The organism is Klebsiella sp. MISC125 (genome assembly GCF_051131775.1).
Lineage (GTDB): Bacteria > Pseudomonadota > Gammaproteobacteria > Enterobacterales > Enterobacteriaceae > Klebsiella.
Genome location: NZ_CP180448.1, coordinates 4,862,959 through 4,879,388, shown reverse-complemented (window position 1 = coordinate 4,879,388; position 16,430 = coordinate 4,862,959). Strand labels below are relative to the sequence as shown.

The 16,430-nt window shown below is 52.6% G+C and carries 14 protein-coding genes; 11 read left to right on the top strand and 3 right to left on the bottom strand.

The window, feature by feature from the left end:
- Positions 1–40: 40 nt before the first annotated feature.
- The 11 genes from ACMYSL_RS22920 to ecpA (ACMYSL_RS22870) all read left to right on the top strand — a co-directional run bounded on the left by ACMYSL_RS22920 (position 41) and on the right by ecpA (ACMYSL_RS22870) (position 14,010).
- On the top strand, positions 41–709 hold the full coding sequence (locus ACMYSL_RS22920; protein WP_434660028.1) for a hypothetical protein: 669 nt from the start codon (positions 41–43) through the stop codon (positions 707–709).
- 25 nt (positions 710–734) lie between these two features.
- Positions 735–3,260: a CS1-pili formation C-terminal domain-containing protein gene (locus tag ACMYSL_RS22915; protein WP_434660027.1), complete on the top strand. Its 2,526-nt coding sequence runs from the start codon at positions 735–737 to the stop codon at positions 3,258–3,260.
- Positions 3,261–3,279: 19 nt separating this feature from the next.
- On the top strand, positions 3,280–4,893 hold the full coding sequence (gene ecpD, locus ACMYSL_RS22910; protein WP_434664215.1) for a fimbrial adhesin EcpD: 1,614 nt from the start codon (positions 3,280–3,282) through the stop codon (positions 4,891–4,893).
- Positions 4,862–5,566: a fimbrial biogenesis chaperone gene (locus ACMYSL_RS22905; protein ID WP_434660026.1), complete on the top strand. Its 705-nt coding sequence runs from the start codon at positions 4,862–4,864 to the stop codon at positions 5,564–5,566. The genes ecpD (ACMYSL_RS22910) and ACMYSL_RS22905 overlap by 32 nt, the downstream gene beginning before the upstream one ends.
- 689 nt (positions 5,567–6,255) lie before the next feature.
- On the top strand, positions 6,256–6,798 hold the full coding sequence (ecpR, locus tag ACMYSL_RS22900) for an ECP biosynthesis operon DNA-binding transcriptional regulator EcpR (RefSeq protein ID WP_434660025.1): 543 nt from the start codon (positions 6,256–6,258) through the stop codon (positions 6,796–6,798).
- Positions 6,799–6,903: 105 nt separating this feature from the next.
- Positions 6,904–7,506, top strand: coding sequence for a common pilus major fimbrillin subunit EcpA (gene ecpA, locus ACMYSL_RS22895; protein ID WP_434660024.1), 603 nt, complete (start codon positions 6,904–6,906; stop codon positions 7,504–7,506).
- 55 nt (positions 7,507–7,561) lie between these two features.
- Entirely contained in the window at positions 7,562–8,230 is a 669-nt protein-coding gene (locus ACMYSL_RS22890) for a hypothetical protein (RefSeq protein ID WP_434660023.1), read from the top strand.
- A 25-nt stretch (positions 8,231–8,255) separates the two neighbouring features.
- Positions 8,256–10,781: a CS1-pili formation C-terminal domain-containing protein gene (locus ACMYSL_RS22885; protein ID WP_434660022.1), complete on the top strand. Its 2,526-nt coding sequence runs from the start codon at positions 8,256–8,258 to the stop codon at positions 10,779–10,781.
- Between the two features lie 16 nt (positions 10,782–10,797).
- Positions 10,798–12,414 (top strand): fimbrial adhesin EcpD, encoded by a 1,617-nt coding sequence (gene ecpD, locus ACMYSL_RS22880; RefSeq protein WP_434664212.1) that lies wholly within the window; start codon positions 10,798–10,800, stop codon positions 12,412–12,414.
- The gene (locus ACMYSL_RS22875) at positions 12,383–13,087 is read left to right on the top strand and encodes a hypothetical protein (RefSeq protein WP_434660021.1); all 705 of its coding nucleotides are present in this window, start codon (positions 12,383–12,385) and stop codon (positions 13,085–13,087) included. Before ecpD (ACMYSL_RS22880) ends, ACMYSL_RS22875 begins: the two co-directional genes overlap by 32 nt.
- 305 nt (positions 13,088–13,392) lie before the next feature.
- Positions 13,393–14,010, top strand: a complete 618-nt coding sequence (gene ecpA, locus ACMYSL_RS22870) for a common pilus major fimbrillin subunit EcpA (RefSeq protein ID WP_434660020.1) — start codon at positions 13,393–13,395, stop codon at positions 14,008–14,010.
- Positions 14,011–14,187: 177 nt separating this feature from the next.
- Here ecpA (ACMYSL_RS22870) and ACMYSL_RS22865 read toward each other — a convergent pair whose 3' ends face one another.
- The 3 genes from ACMYSL_RS22865 to ACMYSL_RS22855 are packed head-to-tail and all read right to left on the bottom strand — an operon-like array spanning position 14,188 to position 16,428.
- On the bottom strand, positions 14,188–14,871 hold the full coding sequence (locus tag ACMYSL_RS22865) for an amino acid ABC transporter permease (RefSeq protein WP_434660019.1): 684 nt from the start codon (positions 14,869–14,871) through the stop codon (positions 14,188–14,190).
- Positions 14,861–15,613: an amino acid ABC transporter permease gene (locus ACMYSL_RS22860; protein WP_434660018.1), complete on the bottom strand. Its 753-nt coding sequence runs from the start codon at positions 15,611–15,613 to the stop codon at positions 14,861–14,863. Before ACMYSL_RS22860 ends, ACMYSL_RS22865 begins: the two co-directional genes overlap by 11 nt.
- Complete coding sequence (locus ACMYSL_RS22855; RefSeq protein WP_434660017.1) at positions 15,610–16,428, bottom strand: amino acid ABC transporter ATP-binding protein; 819 nt, start codon at positions 16,426–16,428, stop codon at positions 15,610–15,612. The genes ACMYSL_RS22860 and ACMYSL_RS22855 overlap by 4 nt, the downstream gene beginning before the upstream one ends.
- Between the last annotated feature and the right edge of the window lie 2 nt (positions 16,429–16,430).

The following is a 16,430-nucleotide window of genomic DNA, read 5'->3' as shown; positions in this document are numbered from 1 at the left end:
GGGAGATTTCTCCCTGCCTTATTTCACGGACTGAATTCATATGAAAAATCACATTCTGGCCATCGGCCTGTTGCTCTGCGGAATGACGCCAGCTCTGGCGCTGGATGTGGGCGATATCTCTTCATTTATGAACAGCGACAGCAGCACGCTGAGTAAAGAGATCAAAAATACGACCGACAGCGGTCGCTTAATTAACATCCATATGGAACGCCTCACCTCACCGCTGGACGGCGGCAAAGTGATTCCGATGGATAAGCAGGACGAGATTTTACTGACGCCCGCCAGCCTGCTGCTACCGGCGAAGGCCAGCGACGTTATTCGCTTTTTCTATAAAGGCCCGGCGGACGATAAAGAGCGTTATTACCGCATCGTCTGGTTCGATCAGGCATTAAGCGACGCTCAGCGAAATGGATCCACCCGCAGCGCGGTGGCGACGGCCTCAGCCCGGATTGGCACCATCCTGGTGGTCGCGCCGAGAAAAGCGAATTTTCGCTACCAGTACGCAGATGGAAAGATGGTGAATACCGGCAACGCTACGCTGCGCATTCTCGCCTACGGCCCGTGCCTGAAAGCCGCCGATGGTAAAGAGTGCAAAGAAAACTACTTCCTGATGCCGGGAAAAGAGCGCCGATTTACGCGCGTCAATGTCGCTGACAAAAAAGGACGGGTCGCGCTCTGGCAGGGCGAGCAGTTTGTTCCCGTGAAATAGACATCTGTGCTGACGGACTAAGACTATGCCTCTACGACGGATCACCCCAGGACTGAAGACACTTCTCGCCTCCGGCATGGTCATTTTGTCCGTTCCGCTCAGCGTGAGTGCCGCGACTGATAAAGTACAGCAAATCGGCGGCGTGATTATCCCCCAGGCCTTCAGTCAGGCGCTTCAGGATGGAATGAGCATCCCGCTGTATATTCATCTCGAAGGCAGCACCGGTACCCAGGACGATCAAAGAATTGGTAACGCCTTTATCTGGTTGGATAATGGTGTTCTGCGCGTGCGGCAAATTCAGCTGGAAGAAAGCGACAGCAACGCTACCGTGAGTGAACAAACCCGAAAGCAGCTGACTTCGCTGGCCAATGAAGCCTTCAGCAAAGACCTTAAAATCAATCTGACCGATGACGCGCAGCTGGAACTTAGTCTGCGCCAGCTGCTGCTACAGCTGGTGGTGAAAAAAGAGGCATTGGGTACCGTGCTGCGTTCTCGTAGTGAGGATATTGGTCAGTCCAGCGTTAACACCGTCAGCAGCACCCTGAACTATAACCTCGGCGTTTATAACAACCAGATGCGCAATGGCGGCAACAACACCTCCAGCTATCTGTCGCTGAATAACGTCACCGCGCTGCGCGAACATCACGTTGTGCTGGACGGCTCGCTGTACGGCATTGGCTCCGGCAACCAGGATAGCGAAGTGTATAAAGCGATGTACGAACGGGATTTTGCCGGTCATCGCTTTGCGGGCGGGATGCTGGATACCTGGAACCTGCAATCACTCGGCCCAATGACCGCGATTTCAGCAGGGAAGATCTACGGGGCTTCCTGGGGTAACCAGGCCAGTTCGACGGTGTTTGATAACACCCAGTCGGCCACCCCAGTGGTTGCCTTTTTACCCGCCGCAGGGGAAGTTCATCTTACCCGCGAGGGACGGCTGGTGAGCGTGCAGAACTTTGCCATGGGTAACCACGAGGTGGATACGCGCGGCCTGCCATACGGGATTTATGATGTTGAAGTTGAAGTGATTGTGAATGGGCGGGTAGTCAGCAAACGCACCCAGAGAGTGAATAAGCTGTTCAGCCGCGGGCGAGGAGCAGGAGCGCCGCTGGCATGGCAGTTCTGGGGCGGAAGCTTCCATATGGACCGCTGGTCCGAAAGCGGCAAAAAGACGCTCCCGGCCAAAGACAGCTGGCTGGCAGGGGCTTCGGCCTCCGGTTCGATCAGTACCTTCAGCTGGGCGGCGACCGGCTACGGCTATGATAACAATGCGGTTGCTGAAACTCGTCTGACGCTGCCGCTCACTGAATCTATCAATGTGAACCTGCAAAATATGCTGGCCAGCGATAATTCATGGAGCAGCATCGGCAGCATCAGCGCCACGCTGCCCGGCGGGTTCAGTTCGATTTGGGTCAACCAGGAGAAAACTCAAATCGGCGATAAGCTGCGGCGCAGTAATGCCGATAACCGGGCAATTGGCGGTACGCTGAACCTGAATTCACTCTGGTCAAAACTGGGAACGTTTAGCATCAGCTATAACGACGATCGTCGCTATAACAGCCATTACTACACCGCAGATTACTACCAGACGCTGTATACCGGATCGTGGGGATCGATGGGGCTGCGCGCGGGGATCCAGCGTTTTAATAATGGTGACAGCAGCGCGAATACCGGGAAATACATTGCGCTCGACTTCTCGCTGCCGCTGGGCAACTGGTTCAGCGCCGGGATGACGCACCAGAACGGCTACACTATGGCTAACCTGTCGGCGCGTAAACAGTTTGATGAAGGCAGCATTCGTACCATTGGCGCGAATATCTCGCGGGCGATTTCCGGCGATACCGGCGATGACAAAACCCTCAGCGGTGGCGCCTATGCTCAGTTTGATACCCGTTATTCCACCGGCACGCTAAACGTGAACAGCGGCGCGGACGGCTATATAAACACTAACCTGACCGCCAACGGTAGCGTCGGCTGGCAGGGGAAAAATATCGCCGCCAGCGGGCGCACTGATGGCAACGCCGGAGTGATTTTCAATACCGGTCTTGAGGATGACGGCAAGCTGAGCGCGAAGGTCAACGGGCGGATCGTGCAGCTTTCCGGCAAGCGTAACTACCTGCCGCTGTCGCCGTACAGCCGTTATGAAATTGAGCTGCAAAACAGCAAAAATTCGCTTGATAGCTACGACATCGTCACCGGGCGTAAGAGCCAATTAACCCTTTATCCGGGGAACGTGGCGGTCATTGAGCCAGAAGTGAAGCAGATGGTGACCGTTTCCGGACGTATTCGCGCCGAAGACGGCACGCTGCTGGCCAATGCGCGCATTAATAACCATATCGGTCGAACCCGTACCGATGAGAAGGGTGAATTTGTGATGGACGTTGATAAAAAATATCCGACCATTGATTTCAGTTACGGCAAAAACCAGAGCTGTGAAGTGGCGCTGGAGCTGAGCCAGGCGCGCGGTGCGGTGTGGGTAGGTGATGTGGTCTGTAGCGGCCTTGCGACCTATGCCAGCGTGCAGCCGACAGGAGAAGGTAATGAAAGCTAAGTGGCTGGCATATTTAGTGATGTTAACGGCGGCGCTGTGCGTAGCGCGGGTTAATGCTGCGATAAATAAAACCGTCTGGCCCGATGCGGCGGCCATGCAGTTTGTGTTTGTGGAAAACAACTCGGATGATAACTTCTTTGTTACCCCAGGCGCAGGCTTAGACCCGCGCATGACCGGGGCCAACCGCTGGACCGGACTGAAATATAACGGCTCGGGCACTATCTATCAGCAGAGTCTGGGCTATATCGACAACGGTTATAACACCGGGCTGTACGCAAACTGGCTGTTCGATATGTGGTTTGAAAACTCCCCGGCTTCCCATCCGCTGAGCGGCCTGCGCTGTATCAACTGGTATGCAGGTTGCGATATGGCGACCAGCCTGATCCTGCCGCAAACTTCCGATGCCAGTGGTTTCTATGGCGCGACGGTGACGCCTGGCGGGCAAAAGTGGATGCATGGCATGATGTCCGACTCTTTCTACCAGTATCTGCAGCAGATGTCGGTGGGCAGCAGTTTCTCTATGACCATTAACTCCTGTATGACCTCCGTCAGCTATAACGCCAGCAACGGCGAACGCTGTAAAGATCAGGCTTCAGGTTACTGGTATGTGCGTAATGTCACTCATACCAAGGCCGCAAGCCTAAAGCTAATTAACACCCATGCGCTGGCGGAAGTGTTTATCAATAGCGATGGCGTGCCAACGCTGGGGGAGGGGAATGCCGATTGCCGGACGCAAACGATCGGTACCCGTTCCGGCTTGAGCTGCAAGATGGTGAACTACAATTTGCAAACTAACGGCCTGAGCAACGTCTCCATCCACGTATTCCCGGCGATCAGCAACTCGTCGCTGTCTTCAGCGGTAGGCAGCTATGATATGCAGTTTAGTCTCAACGGTAATTCGTGGAAACCCGTTAGCGGTACGGCACAGTATTACACGTTCAATGAGATGAAAGCCTCTGATTCAATTTATGTCTTCTTCTCCAGTAATTTTTTTAAGCAGATGGTGGCACTGGGAATAAGCGATGTTAATACCAAAGACTTGTTTAACTTCCGCTTTCAGAACACCACTTCACCGGAATCGGGTTGGTATGAATTTTCGACCTCCAATACGCTGATTATTAAACCGCGTGACTTCAGTATCAGTATTATTTCCGATGAATATACTTCTGCTCCAACTCGTGAAGGATATGTTGGCAGCGGCGAACCGTCGCTGGACTTCGGCTATATTGTCACGACCAGCGGTAAAACTGCCGCCGATGAAGTGCTCATTAAAGTGACCGGTCCGGCACAGGTTATTGGCGGGCGTTCATACTGTATTTTTAGTTCCCCGGATGGGACGTCGAAAGTGCCGTTCCCGGCGACGCTGGCATTTCTTACCCAGGCAGGAACCACCAAAACTTATGATGCCGGGTGCGATGATACCTGGCGCGATATGACCGACGCACTCTGGTTAACCACCCCATGGACCGATATTTCCGGCGATACGGGACAGATGGATAAAGCGACGGTGAAGTTTTCGATTCCGATGAATAACGATATATCACTGCGCACGGTAGAGAATAACGGCTGGTTTGGTGAAGTGAGTGCTTCAGGAGAGATTCATGTCCAGGCGACGTGGCGTAACATTAATTAATTGGCTGCCAACAGCCTTCTGCCTGCTGGCGCTGTGGGCATCCTCAGCGGCGCAGGCTATCTCCGTCGGCAATTTAACCTTTTCGCTGGCGGCAGACGCAGAATTTGCCGCTAAGCGGGTGATAAATAATAACAAAAGTGCGCGTTTGTACCGCGTGTCAATCGTGGCGATTGACCGTCCTGGCGGTAAAGAAGTGCGTTCACGCCCAGCAGACGGCGAACTGCTGTTTGCTCCACGTCAGCTGACGCTGCAGGCAGGCGAGAGCGAATATTTTAAGTTTTACTACCACGGCCCGAAAGACAATCGCGAACGCTATTACCGGGTTTCATTTCGTGAAATTCCTCCCCGTAATTATGTGATGCGCAATCCCGGCGGTACCGAGGTCAGCATGGAACCGGTGGTGGTGATAGATACCATCCTGGTGGTGCGACCGCGGCAGGTGCAGTTTAAATGGGCTTTTGACCGTACGGCGGGTACCGTCAGCAATACCGGCAACACCTGGTTTAAACTGCTGATCAAGCCCGGATGCGACACGACGGAAGAGGAGGGAGATGCATGGTACTTACGGCCCGGCGACGTTGTCCGCCAGGCTACGCTGCGCCAACCAGGGAACCACTACATCATCTATAACGATAAATTTATTAAAATGACTGACGATTGCCCGGTGAAATAGCCGGGCACACTCCGGTAAACGTGAGTTAACTCATAACTTCAAGTGATCTGTCTTCGCTGCGTGATGTTCCTTTGTTTGTTTTTTCATGAAGTCATCATCCTCAAATTCCACCTTTTATGAATGTTATGAAATGACATTTTTGTATCTAGAATATATATAATATTCCAACATTGAATGATTCATGCTGACTTTTATTTTCTTTTGTATTATTTGTATTTTATATTTGTTTTGTTATTCCTAAAGGAATTCCGAATGAATTTCGGGAAAATTCCTGGTTAGAGTGAATTGAGAATTTTTTTCATTTGACAGATTTTGTTTATCTTATTGATATTCATTGTTTTTTTGTCCTTTATTTTATTTTTTAAGATTAAGTATTTCTAACTTTTTTTGTTATTTTATTTTAGTTGTTCTAATGTTTTGTATGTGAATTTAGATTTTCCCCTTCCTTCATATTGACTCATGTTAATTAAACACATAAATTCTTAAGCGCAGAAGGAATATTTCATTTTTTATTCTGCGTATATATATTAATTATTCATTACATCTATGTTTTATTTTGATTTATGTGCACTGTGGGTTATTTTTTCTGTGTATATTTGGCTGTTTTTTCAGGAGTGAGGGAAACCACTCCCTGCCCCATTTTAGCATTAGGGAAATCGGTAGAATCATGGAGGAGGAACGCGTGATATATGGATTATCAATTTGATTTAAGGTCATGTATCTGGCCGAAGGACGATCGCTACTTTGCTGATGGATTATCCGAGATTATTTTTGAAATCAGAGAATTAGTTTACCCGTCCCTGGAAGCTATACGGGATGATTTTATATTTATTAATATAAGCCCCAAATTTATGTGCCACTTTATCAGCCATGAACGTCAATGGTTGAGAAAAACAGAGAAAAAACAGGTGGTGTTAATTGCCGCCGCCAGGTTGGAGGCGCTGGCTAATTACTGGTATTTCAATAGCCAGGCCAGGGGCGTGGTTTATGCGGGATCGCTACGAAATATTCGCTATGAATTAGCTCGGGTAATAAATGGCCGCTTTCTACGCACAGATATTAAAAAAGGAAAAATGACCAAAAAAGAGATGCAGATTATTGGTCTTCTTGCGCAGGGGATGCAGCCAAAATCAATTGCCAGAATAGAAAATTGTAGTGTGAAGACGGTATATACCCATCAGCGCAATGCTGAGGGGAAGCTGTATTCCAAGATAAATCGAATAGCCATTTAACGTTTTTCAGTTGATTCGACCGTTGTTATTGAATTCGCGCATTAATGATTAATGCGCATGGATGTGGGGCATTGTGCCCTTAATTTTTACTCAGGATGAAATGTTATGAATAAAAAGATTATTGCCGTTGCTCTGGTTGCCGCGTTCTCTGGTATGGGCGTTGCACACGCAGTTGATACGACTGCACAGGCCGTTGCGACCTGGTCCGCCACGGCGAAAAAAGACACTACCAGCAAGCTGGTTGTCACCCCGCTGGGCAGTCTGTCATTCAACTATGCTGAAGGCATCAAGGGCTTTAACACCCAGAAAGGCCTGTTTGATGTCACTGTCGCGGGTGACACCAGTGCTACTGGTTTTAAACTGACTTCTCGTCTGGTGAGTAACACCCTGACTCAGCTGGATACTTCTGGCTCAACTCTTGACGTAGGTGTGGCTTATAACGGCGTTGCCGTTGAGAAAAATGCCGATACCAAAATGATCGATACTGCTGCGGGTATTCTGGGCGGCAACCTTAGCGCCTTGTCTACTGGCTATAACCAGACTACCCGTACCAGCGCTCAGGATAATTTCACTTTCTCCATCATCAAAGGTACCACTGATGGTTCAGCGGTTGTGACTGACTACAGCACGCTGCCGGAAGGTATCTGGAGCGGTGACGTCAGCGTACAGTTCGACGCAACATGGACTGCAGCGACTCCAGTAATTTAATTTTTCGGTCATACCGGGCGGGGGGGCCCCCGCCTTTTTCACGGATGGAATTCTGATGAAAAATCGCATTCTGGCCTTCGGCCTGTTTCTCTGCGCAATTCCACCGGCCCTGGCGCTTGACGTCGGTGATATCTCCTCATTTATCAATAGTGAAGCCAGCGTGCTGAGCAAAGAAATTAAAAATACCACCGACAGCGGGCGGCTGATCAATATTCACATTGAACGTCTGACGACACCGCTGGAAGGGGGAAAAGTTATTCCGATGGAGAGTAAAGAGGAGCTGTTATTGACGCCCGCCAGCCTGCTGCTGCCTGCCCAGTCCAGTGAATCGATTCGTTTTTTCTATAAAGGTCCGGCGGATGAAAAAGAGCGTTATTACCGTATTGTCTGGTTCGATCAGGCCTTAAGCGACGCACAGCGTAATGGCGGTTCCCGCACCGCGGTGGCCACCGCTTCAGCCCGTATCGGTACCATTCTGGTTGTGGCACCGCGCAAGGTGAATTTCCGCTATCAGTACAACGATGGAAAGCTGGTGAATACCGGTAACGCCACGCTACGAATTCTGGCCTACGGCCCGTGCTTGAAGGTTGCGGACGGTAAAGAGTGCAAAGAGACCTACTTTCTGATGCCGGGGGATAATCGTCGTTTTACTCGCGTAAATGTCGCGGATAAAAAAGGGCGGGTAGCGCTTTGGCAGGGTGAGCAGTTTGTGCCTGTGAAATAATAGCTTATACAAACGGGATAAGGATATGCCCTCATTTTGGAACGCCTCTGGCCTGCGAACGATCCTTGCCTCCGGTTTTGTTATTTTTTCTGTTCCTTCCTGCGTTGACGCGGCCTCCGTACCGGTACGCCAGATTGGCGGCGTGATTATTCCCCAGGCCTTTGGTCTGGCGCTGCGTGACGGAATGAGTATCCCGCTGTTCACCCATCTCGAAGGTAGCTCTGGCACCCAGGATGACCAGCGGCTCGGCAGTGCCTTTATCTGGATGGATGGTGGGGCACTGCGGATCCGCCAGATCCAACTGGAAGAAAAAGAAGAGAACGCGACGCTCAATGCGGCGACCCGGCAGTTACTCACTGAGATAGCTGATGCTCCCTTTAGCGACGATCTGCGTATTCCCCTGACGCCGGATGCCCGGCTACAGTTCGATCTGCGCCGCCTGCTGTTACAACTGGTGGTGAAAAAAGAAGCTCTGGGCACCGTACTGCGTTCGCGCAGCGAAGATATCGGTCAGTCCAGCGTCAATAAAATCAGCAGTACCCTGAACTACAACCTCGGGGTGTATAACAACCAGATGCACAACGGCGGCGATAGCACTTCCAGCTACCTGTCGCTGAACAGCGTAAGCGCCTTACGCGAACACCATATCGCGCTTGATGGATCGGTTTACGGTGTCGGTACCAGCAACCAAAACAATCAACTGTATAAAGCGATGTATGAACGGGATTTTTCCGGTCACCGCTTTGCCGCCGGAATGCTGGATACCTGGAACCTGCAATCGCTGGGGCCAATGACCGCCGTTTCGGCAGGGAAAATTTACGGTGCCTCGTGGGGGAATCAGGCCAGTTCGACGGTATTTGATAACACTCAGTCGGCGACGCCGGTCGTGGCTTTCTTATCTGCGGCGGGGGAAGTACACCTGTCGCGTGATGGGCGGCTGCTGAGCGTACAGAACTTCGCCATGGGTAACCATGAAGTGGATACGCGCGGGCTACCGTACGGGATTTACGATATTGAAGTGGAAGTGATCGTCAACGGTCGCTCGGTCAGTAAACGCACTCAGCGAGTCAACAAACTGTTCAGCCGGGGACGCGGAGCCGGTGCGCCGCTGGCCTGGCAGTTCTGGGGCGGCAGCTTCCATATGGACCGCTGGTCGCAGGACGGCAGAAAAACGCAGCCCGCGAAAGATAGCTGGCTGGCGGGGGGGTCGGCATCGGGGTCGTTGCATACCCTCACCTGGTCGGCATCGGGCTACGGCTATGACACCAGCGCCGTGGGTGAAGCGCGGTTTAGCCTGCCGCTGACCAGCATGATTAACATCAACATGCAGAACATGGTGGCCAGCGACAGCTCCTGGAGCAGCATCGGTAGCATCAGCGCTACGCTTCCCGGCGGCTTCAGCTCGGTCTGGGTGAACCAGGAAAAAACATCGATTGGCGACACGCTACGGCGCAGCAATGCCGATAACCGTGCTATCGGCGGATCGCTAAACCTGGGGTCTCTGTGGTCAAAGCTGGGAACCTTCAGTATGAGCTACAACGATGACCGCCAAAACAGCAGTCACTACTATACGGCGGATTATTACCAGACGCTTTATAGCGGCTCTTTTGGTTCGCTGGGACTGCGTGCGGGCATCCAGCGTTTTAATAATTCAGGTTATAACAACAATACTGGCAAATATATCGCGCTCGACCTTTCCTTACCGCTTGGCAACTGGTTGAGCGGCGGGATGTCGCATCAGAACGGCTACTCGACGGCCAACCTGTCCGCGCGTAAGCGGTTCAATGAAGGTGCGATCCGCACCATCGGGGCCAACGTCTCGCGGGCAATTTCCGGCGATACCGGCGATGACAAAACTCTCAGCGGCGGGGCCTATGCGCAGTTTGAGACGCGTTATGCCAACGGTACGCTGAATGTGAACAGCGGCGCGGACGGCTATGTGAACACCAACCTGAACGCCAGCGGCAGCGTGGGTTGGCAAGGGAAAAACATTGCCGCCAGCGGCATGAGTGAAGGCAATGCGGGGCTGATTTTGAACACCGGCCTGGAGGATGACGCTCAGCTAAGCGCGAAGGTCAACGGACGTATTTTCCAGATCTCCGGCAAGCGCAACTATCTGCCGCTATCGCCGTACAACCGTTATGAAGTGGAACTCCAAAACAGCAAAAACTCCCTCGACAGCTACGACATCGTGAGCGGGCGTAAAAGCCGCCTGACGCTCTATCCGGGCAATGTGGCGGTGCTTGATCCGGAAGTGAAGCAGATGGTGACCGTTTCCGGACGTATTCGCGCAGAAGACGGCACGCTGCTGGCCAATGCCCGCATTAATAATCATATCGGGCGAACTCTTACCGATGACAACGGTGAGTTTGTGATGGACGTTGATAAAAAATATCCGACCATTGATTTCAGTTACGGCAAAAACCAGAGCTGTGAAGTGGCGCTGGAGTTAAGCCAGGCGCGAGGTGCGGTGTGGGTAGGTGATGTGGTCTGTAGCGGCCTTGCGACCTATGCCAGCGTGCAACTGACAGGAGAAGGTAATGAAGGCTAATTGGTTGGTATATTTAATGATGTTAACGGCGACGCTGTGCGCGGCGCGGGTTAACGCTGCAGTAACAAAAACCGTCAGATCCGACGCAGCGACTATGCAGTTTGTCTTTGTGGAAAATAACTCGGACGATAACTATTTCGTCACGCCCGGCGGTGGGCTGGATCCGCGAATGACCGGGGCGAACCGCTGGACCGGACTGAAATATAACGGTTCGGGCACCATTTATCAGCAGAGTCTGGGCTACATTGACAATGGCTATAACACCGGATTGCACGCCAACTGGTACTTCGATATGTGGCTGGAAAATTCGCCAGCCGTTAATCCACTGCTTGGCTTGCGATGCATCAACTGGTATTCCGGTTGCGATATGGCAACCAGCCTGATCCTGCCGCAAACTACCGATGCCAGCGGCTTTTATGGCGTGAAGGTGACCAGCGGTGGGCAAAAATGGATGCACGGCATGATGTCCGACTCTTTTTATCAGGCTTTGCAACAGACCCCGGTCGGTGGGAACTTGACGATGACGATGAATTCTTGCACGACTTCAGTTAGTTATGATGCTAATAGCGGAGGTCGGTGCAAGGATCAGGTTTCAGGAACCTGGTATGTGCGTAAAGTAAGCCACACTAAAGGTGGGCATCTGAAGCTGGTAAATACCAATGCACTTGCTGAAGTCTTTATTAACAGTGATGGGATACCGACTATGGGTGAAGGCAATGCCGATTGTCGGACGCAGACTATCGGAACCCGTTCCGGGTTGAGCTGCAAAATTGTGAACTACATTTTGCAGCACAATGGCCTCAGCAATACCTCTATCCATATCTTTCCGGCTATCAGCAACTCGTCGCTGGCTTCTGCGGTGGGTAACTATGATATGCAGTTTAGTCTAAATGGTAGTTCGTGGAAGCCGGTTAGCGGCACCACTTATTACTATAATTTCAATGATATGAAATCATCTGATTCAGTGTACGTTTTTTTCTCCAGTAATTTTTTTAAAAAGATGGTGCAACTGGGGATGAGCGATATTAATACCAAGGATTTGTTTAACTTTCGTTTTCAGAACACCATCTCACCGGAGTCTGGCTGGTATGAATTTTCCGCCTCCAACACGATCATCATTAAACCTCGTGATTTTGGCGTCAGCATTATTTCAGATGAGTACACCACCGCGCCGACGCGTGAAGGGAATGTGGGAAGATACGAACCGTCGCTGGACTTCGGCTATATTGTCACGACCAGCGGTAAAACTGCCGCCGACGAAGTACAGATTAAAGTGAAGGGACCGACGCAGGTTATCGGTGGGCGCTCTTACTGTGTTTTTAGTTCATCAGACGGCATGACCAAAGTACCTTTTCCGGCGACGCTGGTGTTTACCACTCAGACCGGGACAACCAAAACTTACGATGCCGGTTGTGATGATACCTGGCGTGATATGACCGATGCATTATGGTTAACCACCCCGTGGAACGATATTTCCGGCGACGTGGGGGAGATGGATAAAACGACGGTGAAGTTTTCCATTCCAATGAATAACGATATATCGCTGCGCACGGTGGATAATGACGGCTGGTTTGGTGAAGTGAGTGCTTCAGGAGAAATCCATGTTCAGGCGACGTGGCGTAACACTAACTAATTTGCTGCGGATGCTGCTCTGCCTGCTGGTGCTGGGTTTCGTGAGCGCGGCGCAAGCTATCTCCGTCGGTAATCTCACCTTTTCGCTGGCGGCTGAAGATAATTTCGCATCTAAACGGGTTATTAATAACAATAAAAGCGCGCGCCTTTACCGGGTCTCGATCGTCGGCATCGATCGTCCCAGCGGCAAAGAGGTACGTTCCCGCCCGGCTGACGGCGAACTGCTGTTTGCCCCGCGTCAGTTAACCTTGCACTCTGGAGAGAGTGAATATTTTAAATTTTACTACCACGGTCCGAAAGACAATCGCGAGCGTTATTACCGGGTTTCATTTCGTGAAATTTCGACCCGAAATTACGTGATACGCAATAAAAGTGGGACAGCGGTGAGTATGGATCCGGTGGTGGTGATGGACACCATCCTGGTGGTGCGCCCGCGCCAGGTACAGTTTAAATGGGAGTTTGACCGGGCCGCGGGAACAGTCAGCAATACCGGCAATACCTGGTTTAAGCTGCTGATCAAGCCCGGCTGCGATTCGACAGAAGAAGAGGGCGATGCCTGGTATTTACGGCCTGGCGATATCGTTCGCCAGGCGACGCTTCGCCAGCCGGGGAATCACTACATCGTCTATAACGAGAAATTTATTAAAATGACCGATGATTGCAAGGTGAAGTAATTTTCTAGCACCGTAAATATGTGAGCAGATATAAAAGCAGGATAACTATACCCGTCATACTTCAAGTTGCATGTGCGTTGGCTACGTGCGTTCACCCGAATCACTTACTTGAGTAAGCTCATCGGGACTCTCTTACTTGCCGCCTGCCTGCAACTCGAATTATTTAGGGTATAAAAAAGAGGTGCTGCTTAGGTGGAGCTGTATTCATTGTTGATTTAACCATTTTTATTGAATTCGCGTATTAATGATTAATACGTATGGAGATGGGGTGCTATGCCCTTAATTTTTACTCAGGATGAAATGTAATGAATAAAAAGATGATTGCTGTTGCCCTGGCTGCAACGTTCTCTGGTATCGGCGTTGCGCACGCCGTTGATACCACGGCGCAGGCAGTGGCGACCTGGCCTGCTACGGCGAAAAAAGACACCACCAGCAGGCTGATTGTCACGCCGCTGGGCAGCCTGACCTTCAACTATGCGGAAGGTATCAAGGGTTTTAACACCCAGAAAGGCCTGTTTGATGTCACTATCGCAGGGGAAAGCGGTGCTACTGACTTTAAACTGACATCCCGTCTGGTGGCTAACACCCTAACCCAACTGGACACTTCTGGCTCAACTCTGGATGTTGGCGTGGCATATAACGGCGTTGCCGTTGAGAAAACTACCGACACCAAAATGATTGATACGGCGGTTGGCATTCTGGGCGGCAATCTTAGTGCGCTTTCAGGCGGTTACAACCAGTCTGGCCGCACCAGCGCCCAGGATTTTTTCACTTTCTCCATCATCAAAGGTACCACTGACGGTACAACGGAAGTCGCTGACTACAGTATGTTGCCGGACGGTATCTGGAGTGGCGACGTCAGCGTACAGTTTGATGCTACCTGGACGAATGAATTCACCCTTCCTCCGGGCCGCGTTGTGTAATTAGCCGATTTTTTTGTTGTATCAGAGCGGGGGGATTTTCCTCCGCTTTTTTCACCGACGAAATTCTGATGAAAAGTCTTATTCCGACCACCGATCCGTTTCTCTGCGCAATTCACGCTGAAGTCCACGTTAAAGCGACGTGGCGCGATATCAACTAACCGCGCCATGTCGAATGATTTACCCGGCAGCTCTAGAATACCGACGATTCGCCAGCAGGCTCAGGCCGCAGCACAGTAAATAATAAACCGCGCCGGTAAAGACAAAAATCGCCAGCGGGTAAATCTGCACCCGGTTATTCACCTGTCCAGCGACGGTGGTCAGTTCCGGTACGTTGACGATAAAGGCCAGCGAAGTGTCTTTAAGCAGGCCGATAAATATCCCGACCAGCGACGGCTGAACGTTGCGTAAAGCCTGCGGCAGCAGAATCAGGCGCAGCGTCTGTCCGGGAGCAAACCCCTGCGTTAGCGCGGCTTCATACTGCCCATTGGGCAGCGATTGTAGACCCGCCAGCACCGAGTGCATCACCGAGGCGGCGGTAAACCACGCCAGCGCTACCGTGACGGTCACCGCCCCCGGCAGATCGCTGCCGGTAAGCATTGGCAGCAGATACCACAGCCAGAAAATCACGAAAATCAGCGGGATGCCGCGAATAATCTCCGCCCACAGAAATAATAACCGGCGCACGATCCCGTCATAACGCCAGGCGATACCCGCCAACAGCACCCCGCCGGGCAGCGCCAACACGGCGGCGCCGGTAGCCATCAGTAGCGTCAGCACCACGCCGCCGGGAATACCGTCCGCCAGTCGTCCCCACAGCAGATAGTCGAGGTTATCGACAATCACCGCCAGATTAGCGTTCATACCCGGCTCTCCTTTGCTGATGTTTTCCCGGACCGAAACGCGTCAGCGCCACGCCCATGACCACGCCAAGCGCCAGATACAGCACGGTGCCGACGGCAAAGGCCTCCAGCGCATGCGCGTTGTAACTCTCAATTTGCCGCACCTGATAGGTGAGTTCGGCAAAGCCGATGCCGCTCGCCAGCGAAGAAAGCTTCATCAGGTTCAAATACTGGCCGATAATTGGCTGCCAGGCGTTCGCCAGCCCCTGCGGCAGCAGAATGTGGCGCAGCTCCTGCCAGGGCGTTAACCCCTGCGACAGCGCCGCTTCCCGCTGGCCGTGGCTAACGGCGCGCAGCCCGGAGGCGATCTCCTCAATCAGAAATGCCGAGGTAAAGACCCCAAGCCCCCACATCGAGCAGAGAAACTCCGGCGTCAGCCACCAGACGTTGCCCGGCAGAATCGACCAGCTATGTTCGTCGTTGATAAAATCCCGCGCCCCCAGCGGCAGCAGATTCCAGGCGGCGAAATACCAGAACAGCAGTTGGACCAGCAGCGGAGTATTGCGAAACAGCGAAACCCACGCCGCCACTAGCCAGCGTCCGGGCCGACCGCCGCCGAGGCGCAGCGCCAGTAACAGGATGGCCAGTGCGGTCGCCAGAATCATCCCGGCGACGCTAACCCAGACGGTGGTGAGAAAACCGGAGATTATCCACTGCAGCGGCTGCCCACTCAGGACGCCATGCCAGTCGAGATGTAGGATCACGCCTCACTCTCCTGGTGCAGCGGGTCGAGCACCTTTTGCAGAAAACGGCGGGTGCGGGCGTGCTGCGGTCGGGCGAAGAACTCGGCTGGCGGCGCGACTTCGAGAATATCGCCGCCGTCGATAAACACCACCCGGTCAGCAATCTCACGGGCAAACTGCATCTCGTGCGTCACCACTACCATGGTGATCCCGCTGTGGGCGAGGGTTTTCATCACCTGCAAGACTTCGCCGATCATCTCCGGGTCCAGCGCTGATGTCGGTTCATCGAACAGGATGATTTGCGGCGAAGAGGCGAGGGCGCGGGCGATGGCCACCCGCTGCTGCTGGCCGCCGGAGAGCTGGGCGGGCATCTGCTGGGCTTTATCTTCCAGACCAACCTGCCTGAGCAGCGCCAGCGAGCGTTCGCGGGCGGCGCTTTTGCCCCAGCCGTGAACGCGTTCCAGTGCGAGGCTGATATTCTCCTGTGCCGTCAGATGGGCGTAGAGATTAAACTGCTGAAAGACAAAACCGACCCGGCTGCGCAGCTGGCGCAGGGCGCTGCCGGTGAGCTGACGCGTGGGTTTGCCGTCGATCAGGATCTCGCCGCCGCTGAGGGATTCCAGCTGGTTGATCAGGCGGATCAGGGTTGATTTGCCCGATCCCGAAGGGCCGAGGATCGCCACCACTTCGCCGGGTTCGACCTGCAAATTAACGCCGTTCAGTACCCGATGATCGCCGTAGCTTTTGGCGACATCGCGAAATTCAATACTGGCGCGCTTTAGGTGCGAAAAATCCGCGGACGATGCCGCGGAGCGTGAAAATAGAGCCGATAACATAA